At 66.9% G+C, this 16,664-nt stretch carries 14 protein-coding genes; 1 reads left to right on the top strand and 13 read right to left on the bottom strand.

The genetic code is table 11. The features are described from left to right. Positions 1–450: 450 nt before the first annotated feature. From WJU27_RS10675 to WJU27_RS10665, 3 genes are all read right to left on the bottom strand, one after another. On the bottom strand, positions 451–1,629 hold the full coding sequence (locus WJU27_RS10675; protein ID WP_341422098.1) for an aminotransferase class I/II-fold pyridoxal phosphate-dependent enzyme: 1,179 nt from the start codon (positions 1,627–1,629) through the stop codon (positions 451–453). 89 nt (positions 1,630–1,718) lie between these two features. After that, a complete protein-coding gene (gene secA / locus WJU27_RS10670) occupies positions 1,719–4,457 on the bottom strand; it encodes a preprotein translocase subunit SecA (protein WP_341422097.1) in 2,739 nt (912 codons plus the stop codon). 133 nt (positions 4,458–4,590) lie between these two features. After that, positions 4,591–5,559, bottom strand: coding sequence for a M23 family metallopeptidase (locus WJU27_RS10665; RefSeq protein ID WP_020163715.1), 969 nt, complete (start codon positions 5,557–5,559; stop codon positions 4,591–4,593). A gap of 21 nt (positions 5,560–5,580) precedes the next feature. Between WJU27_RS10665 and WJU27_RS10660 the strand changes: the two genes are divergently transcribed. Continuing rightward, positions 5,581–6,021, top strand: coding sequence for a DciA family protein (locus tag WJU27_RS10660; RefSeq protein ID WP_341422096.1), 441 nt, complete (start codon positions 5,581–5,583; stop codon positions 6,019–6,021). On the opposite strand, the gene WJU27_RS10655 is transcribed toward WJU27_RS10660, so the two are convergent. From WJU27_RS10655 to murD, 10 genes are all read right to left on the bottom strand, one after another. Continuing rightward, positions 6,011–6,193 (bottom strand): hypothetical protein, encoded by a 183-nt coding sequence (locus tag WJU27_RS10655; protein ID WP_019919302.1) that lies wholly within the window; start codon positions 6,191–6,193, stop codon positions 6,011–6,013. The two genes, WJU27_RS10660 and WJU27_RS10655, sit on opposite strands and share 11 nt — an antisense overlap. A 7-nt stretch (positions 6,194–6,200) precedes the next feature. Next, complete coding sequence (gene lpxC, locus WJU27_RS10650) at positions 6,201–7,145, bottom strand: UDP-3-O-acyl-N-acetylglucosamine deacetylase (protein WP_304010602.1); 945 nt, start codon at positions 7,143–7,145, stop codon at positions 6,201–6,203. A 115-nt stretch (positions 7,146–7,260) separates the two neighbouring features. Next, positions 7,261–8,424: a cell division protein FtsZ gene (gene ftsZ, locus WJU27_RS10645; RefSeq protein WP_019919300.1), complete on the bottom strand. Its 1,164-nt coding sequence runs from the start codon at positions 8,422–8,424 to the stop codon at positions 7,261–7,263. 150 nt (positions 8,425–8,574) lie between these two features. Beyond that, entirely contained in the window at positions 8,575–9,804 is a 1,230-nt protein-coding gene (ftsA, locus tag WJU27_RS10640) for a cell division protein FtsA (protein WP_341422095.1), read from the bottom strand. Beyond that, positions 9,801–10,601: a cell division protein FtsQ/DivIB gene (locus WJU27_RS10635; protein WP_341422094.1), complete on the bottom strand. Its 801-nt coding sequence runs from the start codon at positions 10,599–10,601 to the stop codon at positions 9,801–9,803. Before WJU27_RS10635 ends, ftsA begins: the two co-directional genes overlap by 4 nt. Continuing rightward, positions 10,594–11,520 carry a D-alanine--D-alanine ligase gene (locus WJU27_RS10630; RefSeq protein WP_019919297.1) on the bottom strand — a complete coding sequence of 309 codons (927 nt, stop codon included), beginning with the start codon at positions 11,518–11,520 and terminating at the stop codon, positions 10,594–10,596. The genes WJU27_RS10635 and WJU27_RS10630 overlap by 8 nt, the downstream gene beginning before the upstream one ends. Then, the gene (gene murC / locus WJU27_RS10625) at positions 11,517–12,914 is read right to left on the bottom strand and encodes a UDP-N-acetylmuramate--L-alanine ligase (RefSeq protein WP_020163719.1); all 1,398 of its coding nucleotides are present in this window, start codon (positions 12,912–12,914) and stop codon (positions 11,517–11,519) included. The genes WJU27_RS10630 and murC overlap by 4 nt, the downstream gene beginning before the upstream one ends. After that, positions 12,911–13,984: an undecaprenyldiphospho-muramoylpentapeptide beta-N-acetylglucosaminyltransferase gene (murG, locus tag WJU27_RS10620; protein ID WP_341422093.1), complete on the bottom strand. Its 1,074-nt coding sequence runs from the start codon at positions 13,982–13,984 to the stop codon at positions 12,911–12,913. The genes murC and murG overlap by 4 nt, the downstream gene beginning before the upstream one ends. Further along, positions 13,981–15,141, bottom strand: coding sequence for a putative lipid II flippase FtsW (ftsW, locus tag WJU27_RS10615; RefSeq protein WP_020163721.1), 1,161 nt, complete (start codon positions 15,139–15,141; stop codon positions 13,981–13,983). The genes murG and ftsW overlap by 4 nt, the downstream gene beginning before the upstream one ends. Continuing rightward, complete coding sequence (gene murD, locus WJU27_RS10610; protein ID WP_341422092.1) at positions 15,138–16,526, bottom strand: UDP-N-acetylmuramoyl-L-alanine--D-glutamate ligase; 1,389 nt, start codon at positions 16,524–16,526, stop codon at positions 15,138–15,140. The genes ftsW and murD overlap by 4 nt, the downstream gene beginning before the upstream one ends. Positions 16,527–16,664 lie beyond the last annotated feature (138 nt).

The following is a 16,664-nucleotide window of genomic DNA, read 5'->3' as shown; positions in this document are numbered from 1 at the left end:
AGACGGTTGCTGCCTTCATCGCGAGCAAGCTCGCTCCCACGGGAAACTCCGCTCTGACGGCGGAGGGGACGTGCTTCTCGTGGGAGCGGCCTTGGCCGCGACGCGGCGTTGGCAAGTCGCAAGCTTCGTTACAGGCCGCAATCGCGAGCAAGCTCGCTCCCACTGTCTTCGGCACAGGACCGGGCGAGGGATCATTATGGGAGGCCGCCTTTGCTGCCGACAGCACCTCGAGCCGGCGCTGGGCACTTGTCACCGCTGCTGTCGGGGTCAGAAGACCCCTCCCACAAGAACCCCCTCGCTGGCAACGGTTCGGGCGCATTCCCTGTGGGAGCGGCCTTGGCCGCGACGCGGCCCGTATAAGCCGCGGCCCTCGTTACAGGCCGCAATCGCGAGCAAGCTCGCTCCCACAAAACCTCGCGGGCTCCAATTCCCGCCGCTAGCGCTGCGCCGTCACCGCCGCAGATCGGCGACGAATCTGCCCAGGCGTGACAGCCCTTCCGTCAGGTCGTCGGTGGAGGCGGCGCAGGACAGGCGGACGTGGCGTTCCGGGTCGAGTTCGCTGAAGTCGCGTCCGGGTGTCAGCGCAACGTGAGCCTCCTGCAGCGCGCGCTGGCAGAAGGTCCACGCATCCAGCCCGGTGTGGCGCACGTCGAACCAGGCGTAGAAGGCGCCGTCCGGCGGCACGTCGACCGGCAGGCCGATGCCGGCCAGGCCCGCGATCACCTGTGCGCGGCGCCGTGCGAATTCACTGCGGCGCGCCTCGCAGACGGCGATCGACTCCGGCGTGAAGCAGGCCAGCGCGGCGAACTGCGCGGGCGTAGGCGGGCAGATGTAGAAGTTCTGCGCCAGCCGTTCGACCACCGGCACCATCGCCTCCGGAACCACGCACCAGCCGAGGCGCCAGCCGGTCATGCCGAAGTACTTGGAAAAGCTGTTGATGACGAAGGCGTCCGGATCGCTGGCGAGCACGGACTGCGCCGGTCGCCCCTGCGCATCGGCGTCCTGCAGGTTCAGATAGATTTCGTCGATGATGCGCCAGGCATCGTGGCGGCGCGCCCAGTCGCAGATCGCCGCGAGCTCGGCCGGCGGCACCGCGGTGCCGGTCGGATTCGACGGTGTGGCCAGCATGAGCCCGCGAGTGGTGTCGCTCCAGTTCGCTTGCACGGTTGCCGCATCGAGCTGGTAGCGCGTGGCGGCGGTCGTCGGAACGAGTTTCACGCGTGCGCCGAAGCTGCCGAGAAACTGCCGGTTGCAAGGGTAGGACGGGTCGCCGACGATCACCTCGTCGCCCGGATCGACCAGCGCCGCGGTGACCAGCAGCAGTGCGGCGGAGGCGCCGGCGGTGACGACGATGCGCGAGGCGGGGATGTCGAGGCCGTGCATCTGCCGGTAGAAGCCGGCGATGGCCTGTCGCAGTTCGGGCAGGCCAAGCGCCGCCGTGTAGGGCATCGGGCGGCCGTCCATCAGGTCGCGCATCGCGCGGATGACCCCCGGTGGCGCGCCGAAGTCGGGTTCGCCGATGTTCAGCTTGATCACGCGATGGCCCTGCGCTTCGAGTGCAGCAGCCTGCTTGCCGATCTCCATCGCGAAGAAAGGCGATATCGACTGAGCGCGTTGCGATGCTTTCATGCGACCGATCATCTCCACATGTAGTGCCTGTCTGTCGCAGCAAAGAAAAAGGCGGCCCGCGGGCCGCCTCCTTCATTGCCCGGCCGGGCTCAGGCGAGGCGGCCGTGGCACTGCTTGTACTTCTTGCCCGAGCCGCAGGGGCAGGGGTCGTTGCGACCGACCTTGGGGCCGGCGGCAGCCGGCTGCGCCGGCGCGTTGTTGCCGGCCGGTGGCGCCAGCGGGTCCACACCTTCGCCGGCCATCGACGGGTCGAAGTCGGCGTGGGTGAAACGCATGTTGTCGAGCGGCGGCGGTGTCGGTTCGCTTTCCTCGATCTGTTCGGGCGAGCGGATTTCGACGTTCATCAGCACGCGGGTGACTTCGCCGCGCACCTGATCGAGCAGGCTTTCGAACAGTTCGAAGGCTTCGCGCTTGTACTCCTGCTTCGGGTTCTTCTGCGCATAGCCGCGCAGGTGGATGCCCTGGCGCAGGTGGTCGAGCGCGGCGAGGTGTTCGCGCCAGTGGCTGTCCAGACTCTGCAGCATCACGTTGCGTTCGAACTGGCTGAAGGAATCGCCACCGACCAGTGCGACCTTGACCGCGTACTGCTCGTCCGAAAGGTCCTGCGCGCGCTTGAGCAGATCTTCGTCGGCGAGGTTGGGCTCGGCCGACAGCCATTCCGCGAACGGCGTATCGATGCGGAACTCGGACAGGAAGGCGGCCTGGGCACCGGCCAGATCCCACTGTTCCTCGACGCTCTCGGTTGGCACGTACTGGCGGAAGGTGTCTTCGAGCACGCTGTGGCGCATCGCGGTGATGGTTTCCGAAATGTTCTCGGCTTCGAGCAGCGCGTTGCGCTGTTCGTAAATCACCTTGCGCTGGTCGTTCGATACGTCGTCGTATTCGAGCAGCTGCTTGCGGATGTCGAAGTTGCGCTGTTCGACCTTGCGCTGCGCCGATTCGAGCGAGCGATTCACCATCGCGTGCTCGATCGCCTCGCCCTCCGGCATCTTCAGCCGCAGCATGATGGCGTTCAGTCGTTCGCCACCAAAGATGCGCATCAGCGGATCTTCCAGCGACAGGTAGAAGCGCGACGAGCCCGGATCGCCCTGGCGGCCGGAGCGACCGCGCAGCTGGTTGTCGATGCGGCGCGATTCGTGGCGTTCGGTACCGATGATGTGCAGGCCACCGGCAGCGATCACCTGTTCGTGCAGGGACTGCCATTCGCTGCGCAGCTTCTCGACGCGCGCGGCACGATCGGCATCGCCCATGCTCTGGTCCTGCTCCAGCGCCTGCACCTGCTTCTCGACATTGCCGCCGAGCACGATGTCGGTACCGCGACCGGCCATATTGGTGGCGATCGTGATCACGCCCGGCCGGCCGGCCTGGGCGACGATTTCCGCCTCGCGCTCGTGCTGCTTGGCGTTCAGCACCTGGTGCGGCAGCTTTTCCTTGTTCAGAAGACCGGACAGCAGCTCCGAGCTTTCGATCGAGGTGGTACCGACCAGCACCGGCTGACCGCGCTCGTGGCAGTCCTTGATGTCGGCGATTACCGCCGCGTATTTTTCCTTGGCCGTGCGATACACCAGGTCGTTCATGTCCTTGCGGATCATCGGCCGGTGGGTCGGGATCACGACGGTTTCCAGGCCGTAGATCTGGTGGAATTCGTAGGCTTCGGTATCGGCGGTACCGGTCATGCCGGCCAGCTTGCCGTACATGCGGAAGTAGTTCTGGAAGGTGATCGAGGCCAGCGTCTGGTTCTCGGCCTGGATCTGCACGCCTTCCTTCGCTTCGACCGCCTGGTGCAGACCGTCGGACCAGCGGCGGCCCGGCATCAGGCGACCGGTGAATTCGTCGACGATGATGATTTCGCCGTTCTGAACCACGTACTGCTGGTCGCGGAAATACAGGTTGTGCGCGCGCAGGCTGGCGTAGAGGAAGTGCACCAGCGTGATGTTGGCCGGCTCGTACAGGCTGCGGCCGGCTTCGAGCAGGCCGTGCTGGACCAGGATATCTTCCGCGTGTTCGTGACCGGCTTCGGTCAGCAGCACGGTATGCGCCTTCTCGTCGACCCAGTAGTCGCCCGGGCCGTCCTCGACCTCGCAGCGGGTGAGCAGCGGTGCGACCGCGTTGAGCTTCACATAGAGGTCGGTGTGATCGTCGGCCTGACCGGAAATGATCAGCGGCGTGCGCGCCTCGTCGATCAGGATGGAGTCCACCTCGTCGACGATGGCGAAGTTCAGGCCGCGCTGCACGCGCTCGCCCTGCGAATACACCATGTTGTCGCGCAGGTAGTCGAAGCCGAATTCGTTGTTCGTGCCGTAGGTGATGTCCGAGGCGTAGGCGGCCTGCTTCAGGTCGTGCGGCATGCGCGACAGGTTCACGCCGGTCGTCATGCCGAGGAAGCCGTAGAGCCTGCCCATCTGTTCGGCATCGCGGCTGGCGAGGTAGTCGTTCACCGTCACCACATGCACGCCCTTGCCGGACAGCGCATTCAGATAGACCGGCAGGGTCGCGGTCAGCGTCTTGCCTTCGCCGGTGCGCATTTCGGCGATCTTGCCCGAATGCAGCATGATGCCGCCGACCAGCTGCACGTCGAAATGGCGCATGCCGTGCACCCGCTTGCTCGCCTCGCGCACCACGGCGAAGGCTTCGGGCAGCAGGTCGTCGAGGGTTTGCCCGTCGGCCAGACGCTGCCGGAACTCGGCGGTCTTACCGGTGAGGGCTTCGTCACTCAATCCGGACAGTTCGGATTCCAGTGCGTTGATGCGGGCGATGACCGGACGGTATTTCTTCAGCAGGCGATCGTTGCGGCTGCCGAACAGCTTGGTGAACAGGGATGCAATCATCGAAGACAGAAGCCCGGCGCGGGCAAACCGATGTCGGAAAAGACGGCGATTCTAGCATGTGCCCGTTGGCAGCCCCGTGACGGCAGGGGCGCCGGGCCGGCGCTGCGGGAGGCTTGCCCGACGTGGCCCGCCTTCAGTGCGGGTGGGCGTCGACGGATGCCTGCCGCGCATTTGCGGGCAGCGCCTTGCGCGCCAGTTCGAGGAAACGGTTGGGGTTCTGCGCGACGTCCTTGACGCGCACTTCGAAGTGCAGGTGCGGGCCGGTCGAGCGACCGGTGCTGCCGACCTCGGCGATCTTCTGACCCCGCCGTACCAGGGTGCCGGGCGTGACCAGAAGCTTGCTGGCGTGCGCGTAGCGGGTGACCAGATCACGTCCGTGATCGATCTCGACCATATTGCCGTACTGCGGATGGAAACTGGCCGTGGTCACGACGCCCGCTGCCGCAGCGATGATGGGCGTGCCGACCTCGGCGACGAAGTCGACGCCCTCGTGCATCGCACGCGAGCCGTTGAACGGGTCGATACGCCAGCCGAAACCGGAGGCGTTCCAGGTGCCGCCGTTGACCGGCAGAGTGGATGGCACCAGAGACAGCGTGGCCTGATCGAGCAGCAGTTCCGATTCGATCACGCCGAGGTAGTCGTCCTGCTGCGCCAGCAGATCGGAGAAGTGCTTCATCTGCGCTTCGAGTTCGTCCGCCGACAGCGTGTTCTCGTTGATCAGCGGGCCACCGCGACCGGGCGGTGCACTGTTCACGACGGGTTCGGGTGCCTTGACGCCCGCGAGCTTGGCCAGCCGGGTACCCAGCGTGTCGAGCTGTATCAGCTGGGCCTGCATCTGACCGAGCTTGACCGCCATCGTGTTCAGATTCTCGCGCACGAACTGTTCGCTGCGCTGGATTTCCTCGTTGCGCGCTGCGGTGATCAGTTCGTCGATCACCGGCAGTCGCCACTCGCTGGCGTGCTTCAGCGTGATGAACGAGAACGCCGAGGCGAGCATGAAAACGAGTACCGTGAAGGCGAACAGTGCGCCTGCGAGGTGCCACGGCCGGATGGTGATGGCCTTGGCGGTTGTCAGGCGGTCGGAAACCAGAATAATCTGCACATCCGCTCCCTAAGTCTTCTTATGTCTGCCCGTCGCCTGCACGACCATCTCAATGCACAGGACTCGCTGGCAAATCTGGCGTCGCACGTCAGACAGATCGCCCGCGTGCAGAGAGCCTACGAAAAATTCCTGCCAACCGAACTGACGCAGGTCAGTCGGGTGCTGAACGTGAAGCAGGGTGTCGTGGTGGTCAGCGCTTCGTCTGGCGCTGTTGCCCACCGGCTGAAGCAGTTGCTGCCCAGCGCAAGGCTGGCACTGCAGGAAAGTTGCGGCGAGGTTACCGAAGTCAGGGTGAAGGTGCAAGCATTTGATCCGCCTCGGATTACTGCGCCCGTCGCACCCAGGCCGGTCAGCGAATCGGCGCGTCGGGAACTGCTTTCCGGGGCCGCGGCGCTCGACCCGTCGAGCGCGCTGCGCAGCGCGCTGGAGCTGCTGGTCGCGCGCGCCAAGCCTAAAGGATGATCACGCGTTCCAGCAGGAACAGCGCGAGGATGCCCAGCGTCGCGATGACCGCGTAGCGGAGCAGCGTCCAGGCGAAATTCAGATAACGCGGGTCACGCGTCAGCACATAGCCGAGAAACGATGCGCCGACGGTGATGATCAGCAGGATGCCGATCAGGCGCAGGATGAGCACGTGCCGCTCAGGCGAAGGCGGGTGCCGAGCCGGCGTCGTCGACCAGCGGACGGTACTGGTTCGATACCGCGGACGGCGTTTGTGCCGGCTGGTCGAAGCTCGCCCACTCCCAGGCACCCTCCTGCGCCAGCAGCGCATGCAGCAGCGCGTTGTTCAGTGCGTGGCCGGACTTGTGCGCGCTGAAGGCGGCAAGCAGCGGGTGGCCGAGAATGTACAGGTCGCCGATGGCGTCCAGTACCTTGTGTTTCACGAACTCATCGGCGTAGCGCAGACCGTCGCTGTTGAGCACGCGGTACTCGTCCATCACGATCGCGTTCTCCAGGCTGCCGCCCTGGGCGAGACCGTTCTGTCGCAGGTATTCGACTTCGTGCATGAAGCCGAAGGTGCGCGCACGGGCGACGTCGTCGATGTAGGACTGATGGGCGAAATCGACCTTGACCTGGGTGCCGGTACGCTCGATCGCCGGGTGTCGGAACTCGATCGAGAATTCCAGGCTGAAACCTTCGTACGGGTCGAGACGCGCCCACTTGTCGCCGTCCTTCACCTCGACCGTCTGCAGCACGCGGACGAACTTCTTCGCCGCTGCCTGCTCGACGATGCCGGCCTGCTGGATCAGGTAGACGAAGGTGGAGGCCGAGCCATCCATGATGGGCAGTTCGGGCGCGTCGACATCGACGAACACGTTGTCGACGCCGAGACCGGCAAGCGCCGACATCAGGTGCTCGACCGTCGAGATCGTGGCGCCTTCACGGCCGATGCAGGAGGCCAGGCGCGTGTCGCCGACGGCGTGCGCGTCGGCACGCAGTTCGACCGGCGGCGTCAGGTCGACGCGGCGGAACACGACACCGGTATCCGCTGGAGCGGGGCGCAGCTCAAGATTGACCTTGAGGCCGGAATGCAGGCCGACGCCGGTGGCGCGGACGATGGAACGGAGGGTACGTTGCCGGATCATGGCAGACAGGACGACTGAAAGCGAAAGTTCAAGTTTACCTCACCTCCGCGTCACACCCCTGTAACAGGGCGTATCCGTCCGGCCGGGCGGCCGGACGGGTACAGCACGACCGGTATCAGTCCGCCTGCTTGCGCAGGAAGGCCGGAATATCGAGCGTTTCGACGCCGTTGGCGCGCATGGCCTCGACCGCACTCGATGCGGTGCGGCCACCGCGGCCGCGCATCACGGCCGGGATGTCGAGGTGCGAGTAGTCGGTGCCCATCGCGGCGGCCGGCATGGCGACGTCGTCGGTACCGGTACGGATGATGGTCATCGGCGGCTTGCTGCTCATCGCGCGCGGGGCGCCGAGGCCGGTGGCGACCACGGTCACGCGCAGGCGGTCTTCCATCGAGTCGTCGAACACCGTGCCGAAGATGACGTGGGCGCCTTCTGCGGCGAAGGCACGCACCGTTTCCATCGCGTCCTTCACTTCCTTCATCTTCAGCGAGCGGCTGGCGGTGATGTTGACCAGCACGCCACGCGCGCCGGACAGTTCGACACCTTCCAGCAGCGGGCTGGCGACAGCCTGTTCGGCAGCGATGCGTGCGCGGTCCATGCCGGCGGCTTCGGCCGAGCCCATCATCGCGCGGCCCATTTCACCCATCACCGTGCGCACGTCCTGGAAGTCGACGTTCACCAGGCCCGGGATGTTGATGATTTCGGCGATGCCGCCGACGGCGTTGCGCAGCACGTTGTCGGCGGCCTTGAAACCGTCTTCCAGGCTGGCGTCCTCGCCGAGCACTTCCATCAGTTTCTCGTTCAGGACGACGATGAGGGAGTCGACGTGGCGGGCGAGTTCGTCGATGCCGGATTCAGCGGCGCGCATCCGGTTTTCGTAATCGAAAGGCTTGGTGACGACGGCGACGGTCAGGATGCCCATCTCCTTCGCTACTTCCGCGACGATGGGGGCAGCGCCGGTGCCGGTGCCGCCGCCCATGCCGGCGGTGATGAACACCATCTCGGCACCGCGCAGCTGGTCGGCGATGTGTTCGCGGTATTCCTCGGCGGCGGTGCGGCCGACTTCAGGCTTGGCGCCGGCGCCGCGGCCGTTCTTGCCGAGCTGGATCTTGACCGGGGCGAGGTTGCGGGTGAGTGCCATGCCGTCGGTGTTGGCGGCGATGAATTCGACGCCGTTCACACCTTCACGGATCATGTGATCAACCGCGTTGCCGCCGGCTCCACCAACGCCGATCACCTTGATCACCGCACCCACCGGTTCCTTGTCGAGAATCTCGAACATATCCGCCCTCCTGTTTTCCACGAACGCCTCCGAGCCTGAAGGCTCTTATGGCTACAAAACGCGCGCCACCACTAGATTTAGTGATTGCGCGCAAGTATACGACTAAACTTAGTGCAACGCATGCCGTAGATGCCGTTTGCGTCCCGAATTTCAGAAATTTCTTTCGAACCAGGAGCGCATGTTGGCCAGCACCTGACGGACGTTCCTCGTTTCGCGCGCAACCTGTCCGCGACGACGCTGCGCAGCGCCTTCCATCACCAGTCCGATCGCCGCCGCGTAGCGCGGATGGCGCACCACGTCGGCGAGGTTGCCGCTGCACTCCGGCACGCCGATGCGCGACGGCAGGTGGAACACGTCCTCGGCCAGATCCGCCATGCCGCGCATGGTTGCGCTGCCGCCGGTCAGCACCACGCCGGACGACAGCAGTTCCTCATAGCCGCTGCGTCGCAGCTCGGCCTGCACCAGCTCGAACAGCTCCGACACGCGCGGCTCGATCACGTCGGCCAGTGCCTGACGCGACATGCGGCGCGGGCCGCGGTCGCCGATGCCCGGCACTTCGATCATGTCCTCGGCGTCGGCCAGTGCCGACATCGCCACGCCGTAGCGCAGCTTGATGTCTTCCGCTTCGGCGGTCGGCGTGCGCAGGGCCATCGCGATATCGTTGGTGATCTGGTCGCCGGCGATCGGGATGACCGCCGTGTGGCGGATCGCACCCTGGGTGAAGATGGCGATGTCGGTGGTGCCGCCGCCGATGTCGATCAGGCAGACGCCCAGATCCTTTTCGTCTTCCGACAGCGTGGCCTGGCTGGAGGCCAGCGGCTGCAGCACGAGGTCCACCACTTCGAGGCCGCAGCGGCGCACGCACTTGATGATGTTCTGCGCCGCCGACACGGCGCCGGTCACGATGTGCACACGCACTTCGAGCCGCTTGCCGCTCATGCCGATCGGCTCGCGCACGCCGTCCTGCCCGTCGATGATGAATTCCTGGGTCAGCGTGTGCAGGATTTCCTGATCGGCCGGAATGGGCATCGCGCGCGCGGTTTCGACCACGCGTTCGAGGTCGAGCCGGGTGACTTCCTTGTCCTTGATGGCGACCACGCCATTGGAGTTGAAGCTGCGGATGTGGCTGCCGGCGATCCCGGTGAAGACTTCGCGCACCTTGCAGTCGGCCATCAGCTCGACTTCCTGGATCACGCGCGAAATCGAATCGACGGTGGCTTCGATGTTGACCACGACACCCTTCTTCAGGCCCTGCGCTTCCTGGGTCGCGAGGCCGAGGATGTCGAGTCGCCCGTCGCTGCCGAGTTGTGCGACGACGGCCGAAATTTTCGACGTGCCGATGTCGAGGCCGACGATGAGGTCCTTGCTGTCTCTTGTCATGGTCTGTCCTGGTGTTCAGTGCTGCTCATTCGTATTGCGTAGCCGTTCGGGTAGCGCAGATCGGCGTAGATCACTTTCTGCGCGCCGCGGCGCAGGATTTCTGGCTGGGTATTGACGTAGCGCGCGAGCCGTTCGGTGATCGGCGACTTCTCCTCCTCGCGGCCGAGTTCGAGCCGCGTTCCGTCGTCGAGCTGCAACTGCCAGGCCTGGCGGCGCGTCAGCACGAGCTTGTTGATCTGCCGCTCCATCGGCGCCAGCAGATCGCTCCATTCAAGGTGGCGGGCCAGCATGCTGGCCGAGTCCTCGTCCGGCCCGATGAACAGCGGCAGCGCGGCTTCGTGTTCGGCCACGAACAGTTCGCCCTGGGCATTGACCATGCGTGCCGGTACGTTCGGCGGCACCCACCAGCGAGCGACCGCAACGTGCTCCTCGATGTCGATCTCCAGCGAACCGGGCCACACCCGGCGCACCGTGGCGTGGCGCACCCAGGGCAGGCTTTCGAACACGGTGCGTGCGCGCTCGATGTCGGTGGTGAGAAAGCTGCCGGTGACGGCGCGCCGCGCGGCGTCCTCGATCTGCGCGGCACTCACGTTGGCCGGTGCGCGCGTCAGCGTCACCGACTGCAGCGGCAGCACCGGCATGCGGGTGACCATGATCACCAGCGCATAGCCGATCGCCGCACTCGCCAGCAGCAGGATCACATCGGCGATCATCGTCAGCGCGCGCGGGCTGTCCCACAGGCCGCCGTCATCGCGGCGCTGCGTGGCCTTGTTGCGCGCTGAGGGCTTTTTAGCCAAGGCGGGCCGACTCCAGGATGCGCAGGCACAGTTCGCCGAACTCGATGCCGACCGCACGTGCGGCCATCGGCACCAAGGAGTGCGAAGTCATGCCCGGAGAGGTGTTGATTTCGAGCAGCCAGGGGCGGCCGTCCTCGCCCAGCATCAGGTCGGCGCGGCCCCAGCCGCGGCAGTCGATCAGCCGCGCAGCGCGCATCACCAGATCCTGGATCTCCTGTTCGAGGTCGGCGTCCAGCCCGCTCGGGCAGTGGTACTTCACGTCGTCGGTGAAGTACTTGTTCTGGTAGTCGTAGTTGCCCTGCGGCGCTTCGATACGGATCAGCGGCAGTGCCATGTCGCCGAGGAAGGGCGCGGTCAGCTCGCGGCCGCTGATGAACTGTTCTGCCAGCACCAGCGGATCGCAGCGCGCGGCCTTTTCGTAGGCGCCTTCCAGATCCTCGATGCGGGTGACCTTGGTGGCGCCGACGCTGGAGCCTTCACGCGCGGGCTTCACGAACAGCGGCAGACCGAGCTCGTTCGCCACGGCACGGAAGTCGCTGCCGGCGTGCAGCAGCTTGTAGCGCGGCGTCGGCAGGCCGGCCGACAGCCACACCATCTTCGTGCGCCACTTGTCCATGCCGATGGCAGAGGCCATCACGCCGCTGCCGGTATAGGGAATGCCGAGGCACTCGAGTGCGCCCTGTATCGTGCCGTCCTCGCCACCGCGGCCGTGCAGCGCGATGAAGGCGCGGTCGAAGCCGTCGCGCTTCAGTTCCCACAGGTCGCGCTCGGCCGGATCGAAGGCGTGGGCGTCCACGCCCTGTTCCTGCAGCGCGGCCAGCACCGCACTGCCCGACATGATGGAGATTTCGCGTTCGGCGGAGCTGCCGCCGAACAGCACGGCGACCTTGCCCAGTGCGGCGGTGTCGTGGGTACTCATTTCTGGATGTCCTGTGCGAATTTGGTGGGCAGTTGCCCGATGGAGCCCGCGCCCATGCCGAGCACGACGTCGCCGTCGCGTACCGTGTCGAGCAGGGTCTGCGGCAACTCGTTGATGTCTTCGACGAATACCGGTTCGACCTTGCCGGCGACGCGCAGCGCGCGCGCCAGCGCCCGGCCGTCGGCGGCGACGATGGGCGCTTCGCCGGCGGCATAGACTTCGGTCAGCACCACCGCGTCGGCGCCCGACAGCACGCGCACGAAGTCTTCGAAGCAGTCGCGGGTGCGCGTGTAGCGGTGCGGCTGGAAGGCCAGCACGATGCGCCGGCCGGGGTAGGCGCCGCGCGCCGCTTCGAGCGTGGCGGCCATTTCGACCGGGTGATGGCCGTAGTCGTCGACCAGCGTGAAGCTGCCGCCGGCCGGCAGCGCGATTTCGCCGTGCCGGGTGAAACGGCGGCCGACGCCCTTGAATTCGCCGAGCGCGCGGACGATGGCGTCGTCCGACACGCCGACCTCGTTGGCCACGGCGATCGCGGCCAGCGCGTTGCGAACGTTGTGCAGGCCGGGCAGGTTCAGCTCGACCGGAATGCGGGTGGTCGTGCCATTGACGCGTACTGCGTCGAAGATCATCCGGGTGCCATCGGCCCGCACGTTCTCGGCGCGCACCTGGGCATTCGGGTCGAGGCCGTAGCGGATGATCTGCTTCGGCACCTGCGGAATGATGTCGCGCACGTTCGCATCGTCGGCGCACAGCACCGCGACGCCGTAGAAGGGCAGCCGGTTCAGGAAGTCGACGAAGGCCTGCTTTAGTTTCGAGAAGTCGTGGCCATAGGTGTCCATGTGGTCGGCGTCGATATTCGTCACGACCGACACGACCGGCGACAGGAACAGGAATGAGGCGTCCGACTCGTCGGCTTCGGCCACCAGGAACTCGCCGGTGCCCAGGCGCGCATTGGCACCGGCCGAATTGAGCCGGCCGCCGATCACGAAGGTCGGGTCCAGTCCGCCTTCGGCCAGGCAGCTGGCAATCAGCGAGGTGGTGGTGGTCTTGCCGTGGGTGCCGGCGACCGCTACACCCTGCTTGATGCGCATCAGTTCGGCCAGCATCTGCGCACGCGGCACGATGGGAATCTGCCGCTCGCGTGCGCGTACGACTTCGGGGTTGTCGGCGCTGACCGCAGTCGAGGTGACCACTGCGTCGGCACCGGCGATGTTGTCGGCGGCGTGACCCTGCACCACGCGGGCGCCCAGCGCGGCGAGGCGGCGGGTGACCGCGTTGTCGGCGATGTCCGAACCGCTGACCACGTAACCCTGGTTCAGCAGGACTTCGGCGATCCCGCTCATGCCGGATCCGCCGATACCGATGAAATGGATGTGGCTGATCTTGTGTTTCATTTCTGTTGTCCTTGCGCGAGTGCTGCGCAGATGTCGGCCACCTGGGCGGTCGCGCCGGGGCGGGCGAGGGCGCGTGCGCGCTGCGCCATGTCGAGCAGGCGGGCGCGGTCGAGCGAACGGATGAAGGTGGCCAGCGAGCCGGCATTCAGCGCCGTCTGCGGCATCAGTTCAGCCGCTCCGGCGTCGGAGAGAAAGCGCGCGTTGCCGGTCTGGTGGTCATCGACCGCGTGCGGCAGCGGCACCAGCACCGAGGCGACGCCGGCCGCCGCCAGTTCGGCGACAGTGAGCGCGCCGGCGCGGCAGATGACCAGGTCGGCCTGCGCGTAGGCGCCGGCCATGTCCTGGATGAAGGGCTGCAGCGTGCCGCGGACGCCTGCCGCAGCGTAGGCTGCCTCGAGCGCCGGCATATTGCGTTCGCCTGCCTGGTGGATCACCTGCGGGCGCTCGGTTTCGGGAATCTGCGCCAGTGCCTGCGGCACCGTGTCGTTCAGCACCTGGGCGCCCAGACTGCCGCCGACCACCAGGATGTTCAGCGGACCGCTGCGACCGGCGAAGCGCTCGGCCGGTGACGGCAGCGCGGCGATGTCGGCGCGCACCGGATTGCCGGTCCACTCGGCTTTCGGCAGTGCATCCGGAAAGCCGCCGAGCACGCGGTCGGCGACGCCGGCCAGCACGCGGTTGGCCAGTCCGGCGACCGAATTCTGTTCGTGCAGCACCAGCGGAATGCCGCGCAGTGCGGCCATCATGCCGCCGGGGAAGGTGACGTAGCCGCCGAGGCCGAGCACCACCTGCGGCTTCACGCGGCCGAGCACGCCGAGCGCCTGCCAGAAGCCGCGCAGCAGATTGAGCGGCAGCATGAGCTTGCGCAGCAGGCCCTTGCCGCGCAGCGCGGTGAAGCGGATGCTCTGCAGTTCGTAACCGCGCGGCGGCACGATGCGCGCTTCCATGCCATCTGCGTTGCCCAGCCAGACGATGCGCCAGCCGCGCGCGCGCAGTTCGTCGGCCACCGCGAGGCCCGGGTAGATGTGGCCGCCGGTGCCGCCCGCCATGATCAGCGCGGTGCCGCTCATCGACGGTTCTCCCAGTCGATGCGCAGCAGGATGGCCAGCGCGACGCAATTGACCAGGATGCCCGAGCCGCCGTAACTCATCAGCGGCAGCGTCAGCCCCTTGGTCGGCAGGATGCCCACGTTCACACCCATGTTGATGAAGGCCTGCACGCCGAACCAGATGCCGACGCCCTGGGCGACCAGCCCGGCGTAGGCGCGTTCGAGCAGCAGGGCGCGCCGGCCGATGGCGAAGGCACGGTGCACCACCAGCGCGAACAGGCCGATCACGGTTGCCACGCCGACCAGCCCCAGTTCCTCGCCGATCACGGCCAGCAGGAAGTCGGTGTGCGCTTCGGGCAGGTAGAGCAGCTTCTCGACGCTGCCGCCGAGGCCGACGCCGAACCACTCGCCACGGCCAAAGGCGATCAGCGAGTGCGTGAGCTGGTAGCCCTTGCCCAGCGGGTCGTTGTTGAACGGATCGAGAAAGGCGATGAAGCGGCCCCAGCGCAGTTCGTTGAAGCGGATGATCAGCGCGAAGCCGACCAGCGCCACCACGCCCAGCGAGAAGAACAGCTTGCCGTTGATGCCGCCGAGGAAGAGCATGCCGAAGGCGATCAGCACGATGACGACGAAGGCGCCGTAGTCGGGTTCGGCCACCAGCAGCGCGCCGACCAGCAGGATGACCAGGGTCATCGGCACGAAAGCGCGACGGAAGGAATGCATCTCGGGCAGCCGGCGCACGATGTAGCTGGCGGCGTAGAGCACGGTGAACAGCTTTACCAGTTCGGACGGCTGCAGGTTCACCGGGCCGAGATTGATCCAGCGGCGCGAGTTGTTCACGACGCTGCCGATGCCCGGGATCATCACCAGCACCAGCAGCACGATGCCGCCGAGGAAGAGCCACATCGACCACGCCTGCCAGGTGCGGATCGGCACCTGAAAGGCCATCAGCGCCGCGACGCCGCCGATCGCGAGGAACACCGCTTGGCGGATCAGGAAGAACTCCTGCTTGTTGCCGGTGAAGCGACTGCTGTCGGCAACGGCGATCGACGCCGAGTACACCATGACGAGGCCGATCAGCAGCAGGGCGACCGCCGGCCACAGCAGCCAGGGGTCGAGTTCGGCCGGTTTCGGCGACTCGCCGAAGCGCGACGAATCAAGTCGCATGCTGCCGCTCATGAGCGCGCTCCTTCGGCCGCGATGCGACGCGCTTCGGTGATGAACACCTCGGCGCGGTGTGCGTAGTTGCGGAACATGTCGAGGCTGGCGCAGGCCGGCGACAGCAGCACCGCGTCGCCCGTCTGCGCGGCGGCGAAGGCGGCGCGGGTGGCTTCTTCCAGCGTGGCGAAGCTGCGGTGAGAGACGCCGTGGGCGGCGAGCACTTCGGCGATGGCTGGCGCGTCACGGCCGATCAGCGCGCAGAAGCGCGCGTGGCGTGCGCATACCGGGCCCAGCGGGGCGAAGTCCTGTCCCTTGCCGTCGCCGCCGAGGATGATGGCCAGCGGTCGGCCGAGACCTTCGATGGCCGCCACCGTGGCGCCGACATTGGTGCCCTTGGAGTCGTCGATGAAGCGCACGCCGCCAGCGTCCAGCACGGTTTCGACGCGGTGCGGCAGGCCGGTGAAGTCACGCAGTGCGCCGACGCAGCGGTCCAGCGGCAGGCCGATCGCCTCGCACAGGGCGAGCGCGGCGAGCGCGTTGTGTGCGTTGTGGCGGCCGGCCAGCTTCATGTCGTCAAGTGCCAGCAGCGGCTCTGCACCGCGCATCAGCCAGACGCCGTCGCGCTCGGCGAGGCCGTAGTCGCCGGCGGCCGGTGCACCGTCGCCGAATGCGATGACGCGCGCGCTGGCGCGGCGCATCGCCGCCACCCATGGGTCGTCGCGGTTCAGCACCTGCACCGTGTGCGCGCCGAAGATGCGTGCCTTCTCGGCCGCGTAGGCAGGCATGCCGCCCGGGTGACGGTCGAGGTGGTCCTGCGTCACGTTGAGTACGGTGGCTGCGTCGGCGTCCAGCGTGTCGGTCGTTTCGAGCTGGAAGCTCGACAGTTCGAGTACCCACGCGTCGGGCACCGTGCCGGCGTCGAGCACGCGCATCAAAGCGTCGAGTGCGGCCGGCGAAATATTTCCGGCCACCTCGGTGACCAGGCCGCAGGCGCGGCACAGCGCGCCGGTCAGCGTCGTGGTCGTGGTCTTGCCGTTGGTGCCGGTGATGGCGATCACCTTCGTGCGTTCGCGCCAGCCGAGGTCGCGCAGCGCGCGCGCGAACAGTTCAATTTCGCCGACCACTTCGATGCCGCGGCGTTTCGCCTCCTGTACGAGAGGTTCGTGCGGCGCCAGACCGGGCGACAGCGCGAGCAGCGCGATGCCGTCGAGCAGGCTGTGGTCGAACTGGCCGCAGCGCAGTTCAGCCGCCGGAATGTCGCGTGCCAGCGCCTCGACCCCGGGCGGCGCGGCACGGCTGTCGGCCACACGCAGCTCGGCGCCCTGGCGGGCGCACCAGCGTGCCATGGCCAGGCCGGATTCACCGAGGCCGAGGACGAGGACGTGGGTGCCGAGGAGACTCACTTCCGCGCCTCCATCGCGTCGCCCGCCGGGCCGCCCCAAGGGCGAGCGCAGCCCCCTCGGGGGGCAGCGAACGAAGTGAGCGTGGGGGCCGTCATTTCCAGGCCGGATTCACCGAGGCCGAGGACGAGGACGTGGGTT

This window comes from Methyloversatilis sp. NSM2 (assembly GCF_038066675.1).
Classification (GTDB): domain Bacteria; phylum Pseudomonadota; class Gammaproteobacteria; order Burkholderiales; family Rhodocyclaceae; genus Methyloversatilis; species Methyloversatilis discipulorum_A.
Note: the sequence above shows the minus strand (reverse complement) of the source record. Positions and strands in the feature narration are given on the sequence as shown.

What these genes read in the sequence shown, in the direction of transcription:
- WJU27_RS10675 (WP_341422098.1), bottom strand. Translation starts at nt 1,629, where the DNA reads ATGAAAGCATCGCAACGCGCTCAGTCGATATCGCCTTTCTTCGCGATG.
- secA (WP_341422097.1), bottom strand. Translation starts at nt 4,457, where the DNA reads ATGATTGCATCCCTGTTCACCAAGCTGTTCGGCAGCCGCAACGATCGC.
- WJU27_RS10660 (WP_341422096.1), top strand. Translation starts at nt 5,581, where the DNA reads ATGTCTGCCCGTCGCCTGCACGACCATCTCAATGCACAGGACTCGCTG.
- lpxC (WP_304010602.1), bottom strand. Translation starts at nt 7,145, where the DNA reads ATGATCCGGCAACGTACCCTCCGTTCCATCGTCCGCGCCACCGGCGTC.
- ftsZ (WP_019919300.1), bottom strand. Translation starts at nt 8,424, where the DNA reads ATGTTCGAGATTCTCGACAAGGAACCGGTGGGTGCGGTGATCAAGGTG.
- ftsA (WP_341422095.1), bottom strand. Translation starts at nt 9,804, where the DNA reads ATGACAAGAGACAGCAAGGACCTCATCGTCGGCCTCGACATCGGCACG.
- WJU27_RS10630 (WP_019919297.1), bottom strand. Translation starts at nt 11,520, where the DNA reads ATGAGTACCCACGACACCGCCGCACTGGGCAAGGTCGCCGTGCTGTTC.
- murC (WP_020163719.1), bottom strand. Translation starts at nt 12,914, where the DNA reads ATGAAACACAAGATCAGCCACATCCATTTCATCGGTATCGGCGGATCC.
- murG (WP_341422093.1), bottom strand. Translation starts at nt 13,984, where the DNA reads ATGAGCGGCACCGCGCTGATCATGGCGGGCGGCACCGGCGGCCACATC.
- ftsW (WP_020163721.1), bottom strand. Translation starts at nt 15,141, where the DNA reads ATGAGCGGCAGCATGCGACTTGATTCGTCGCGCTTCGGCGAGTCGCCG.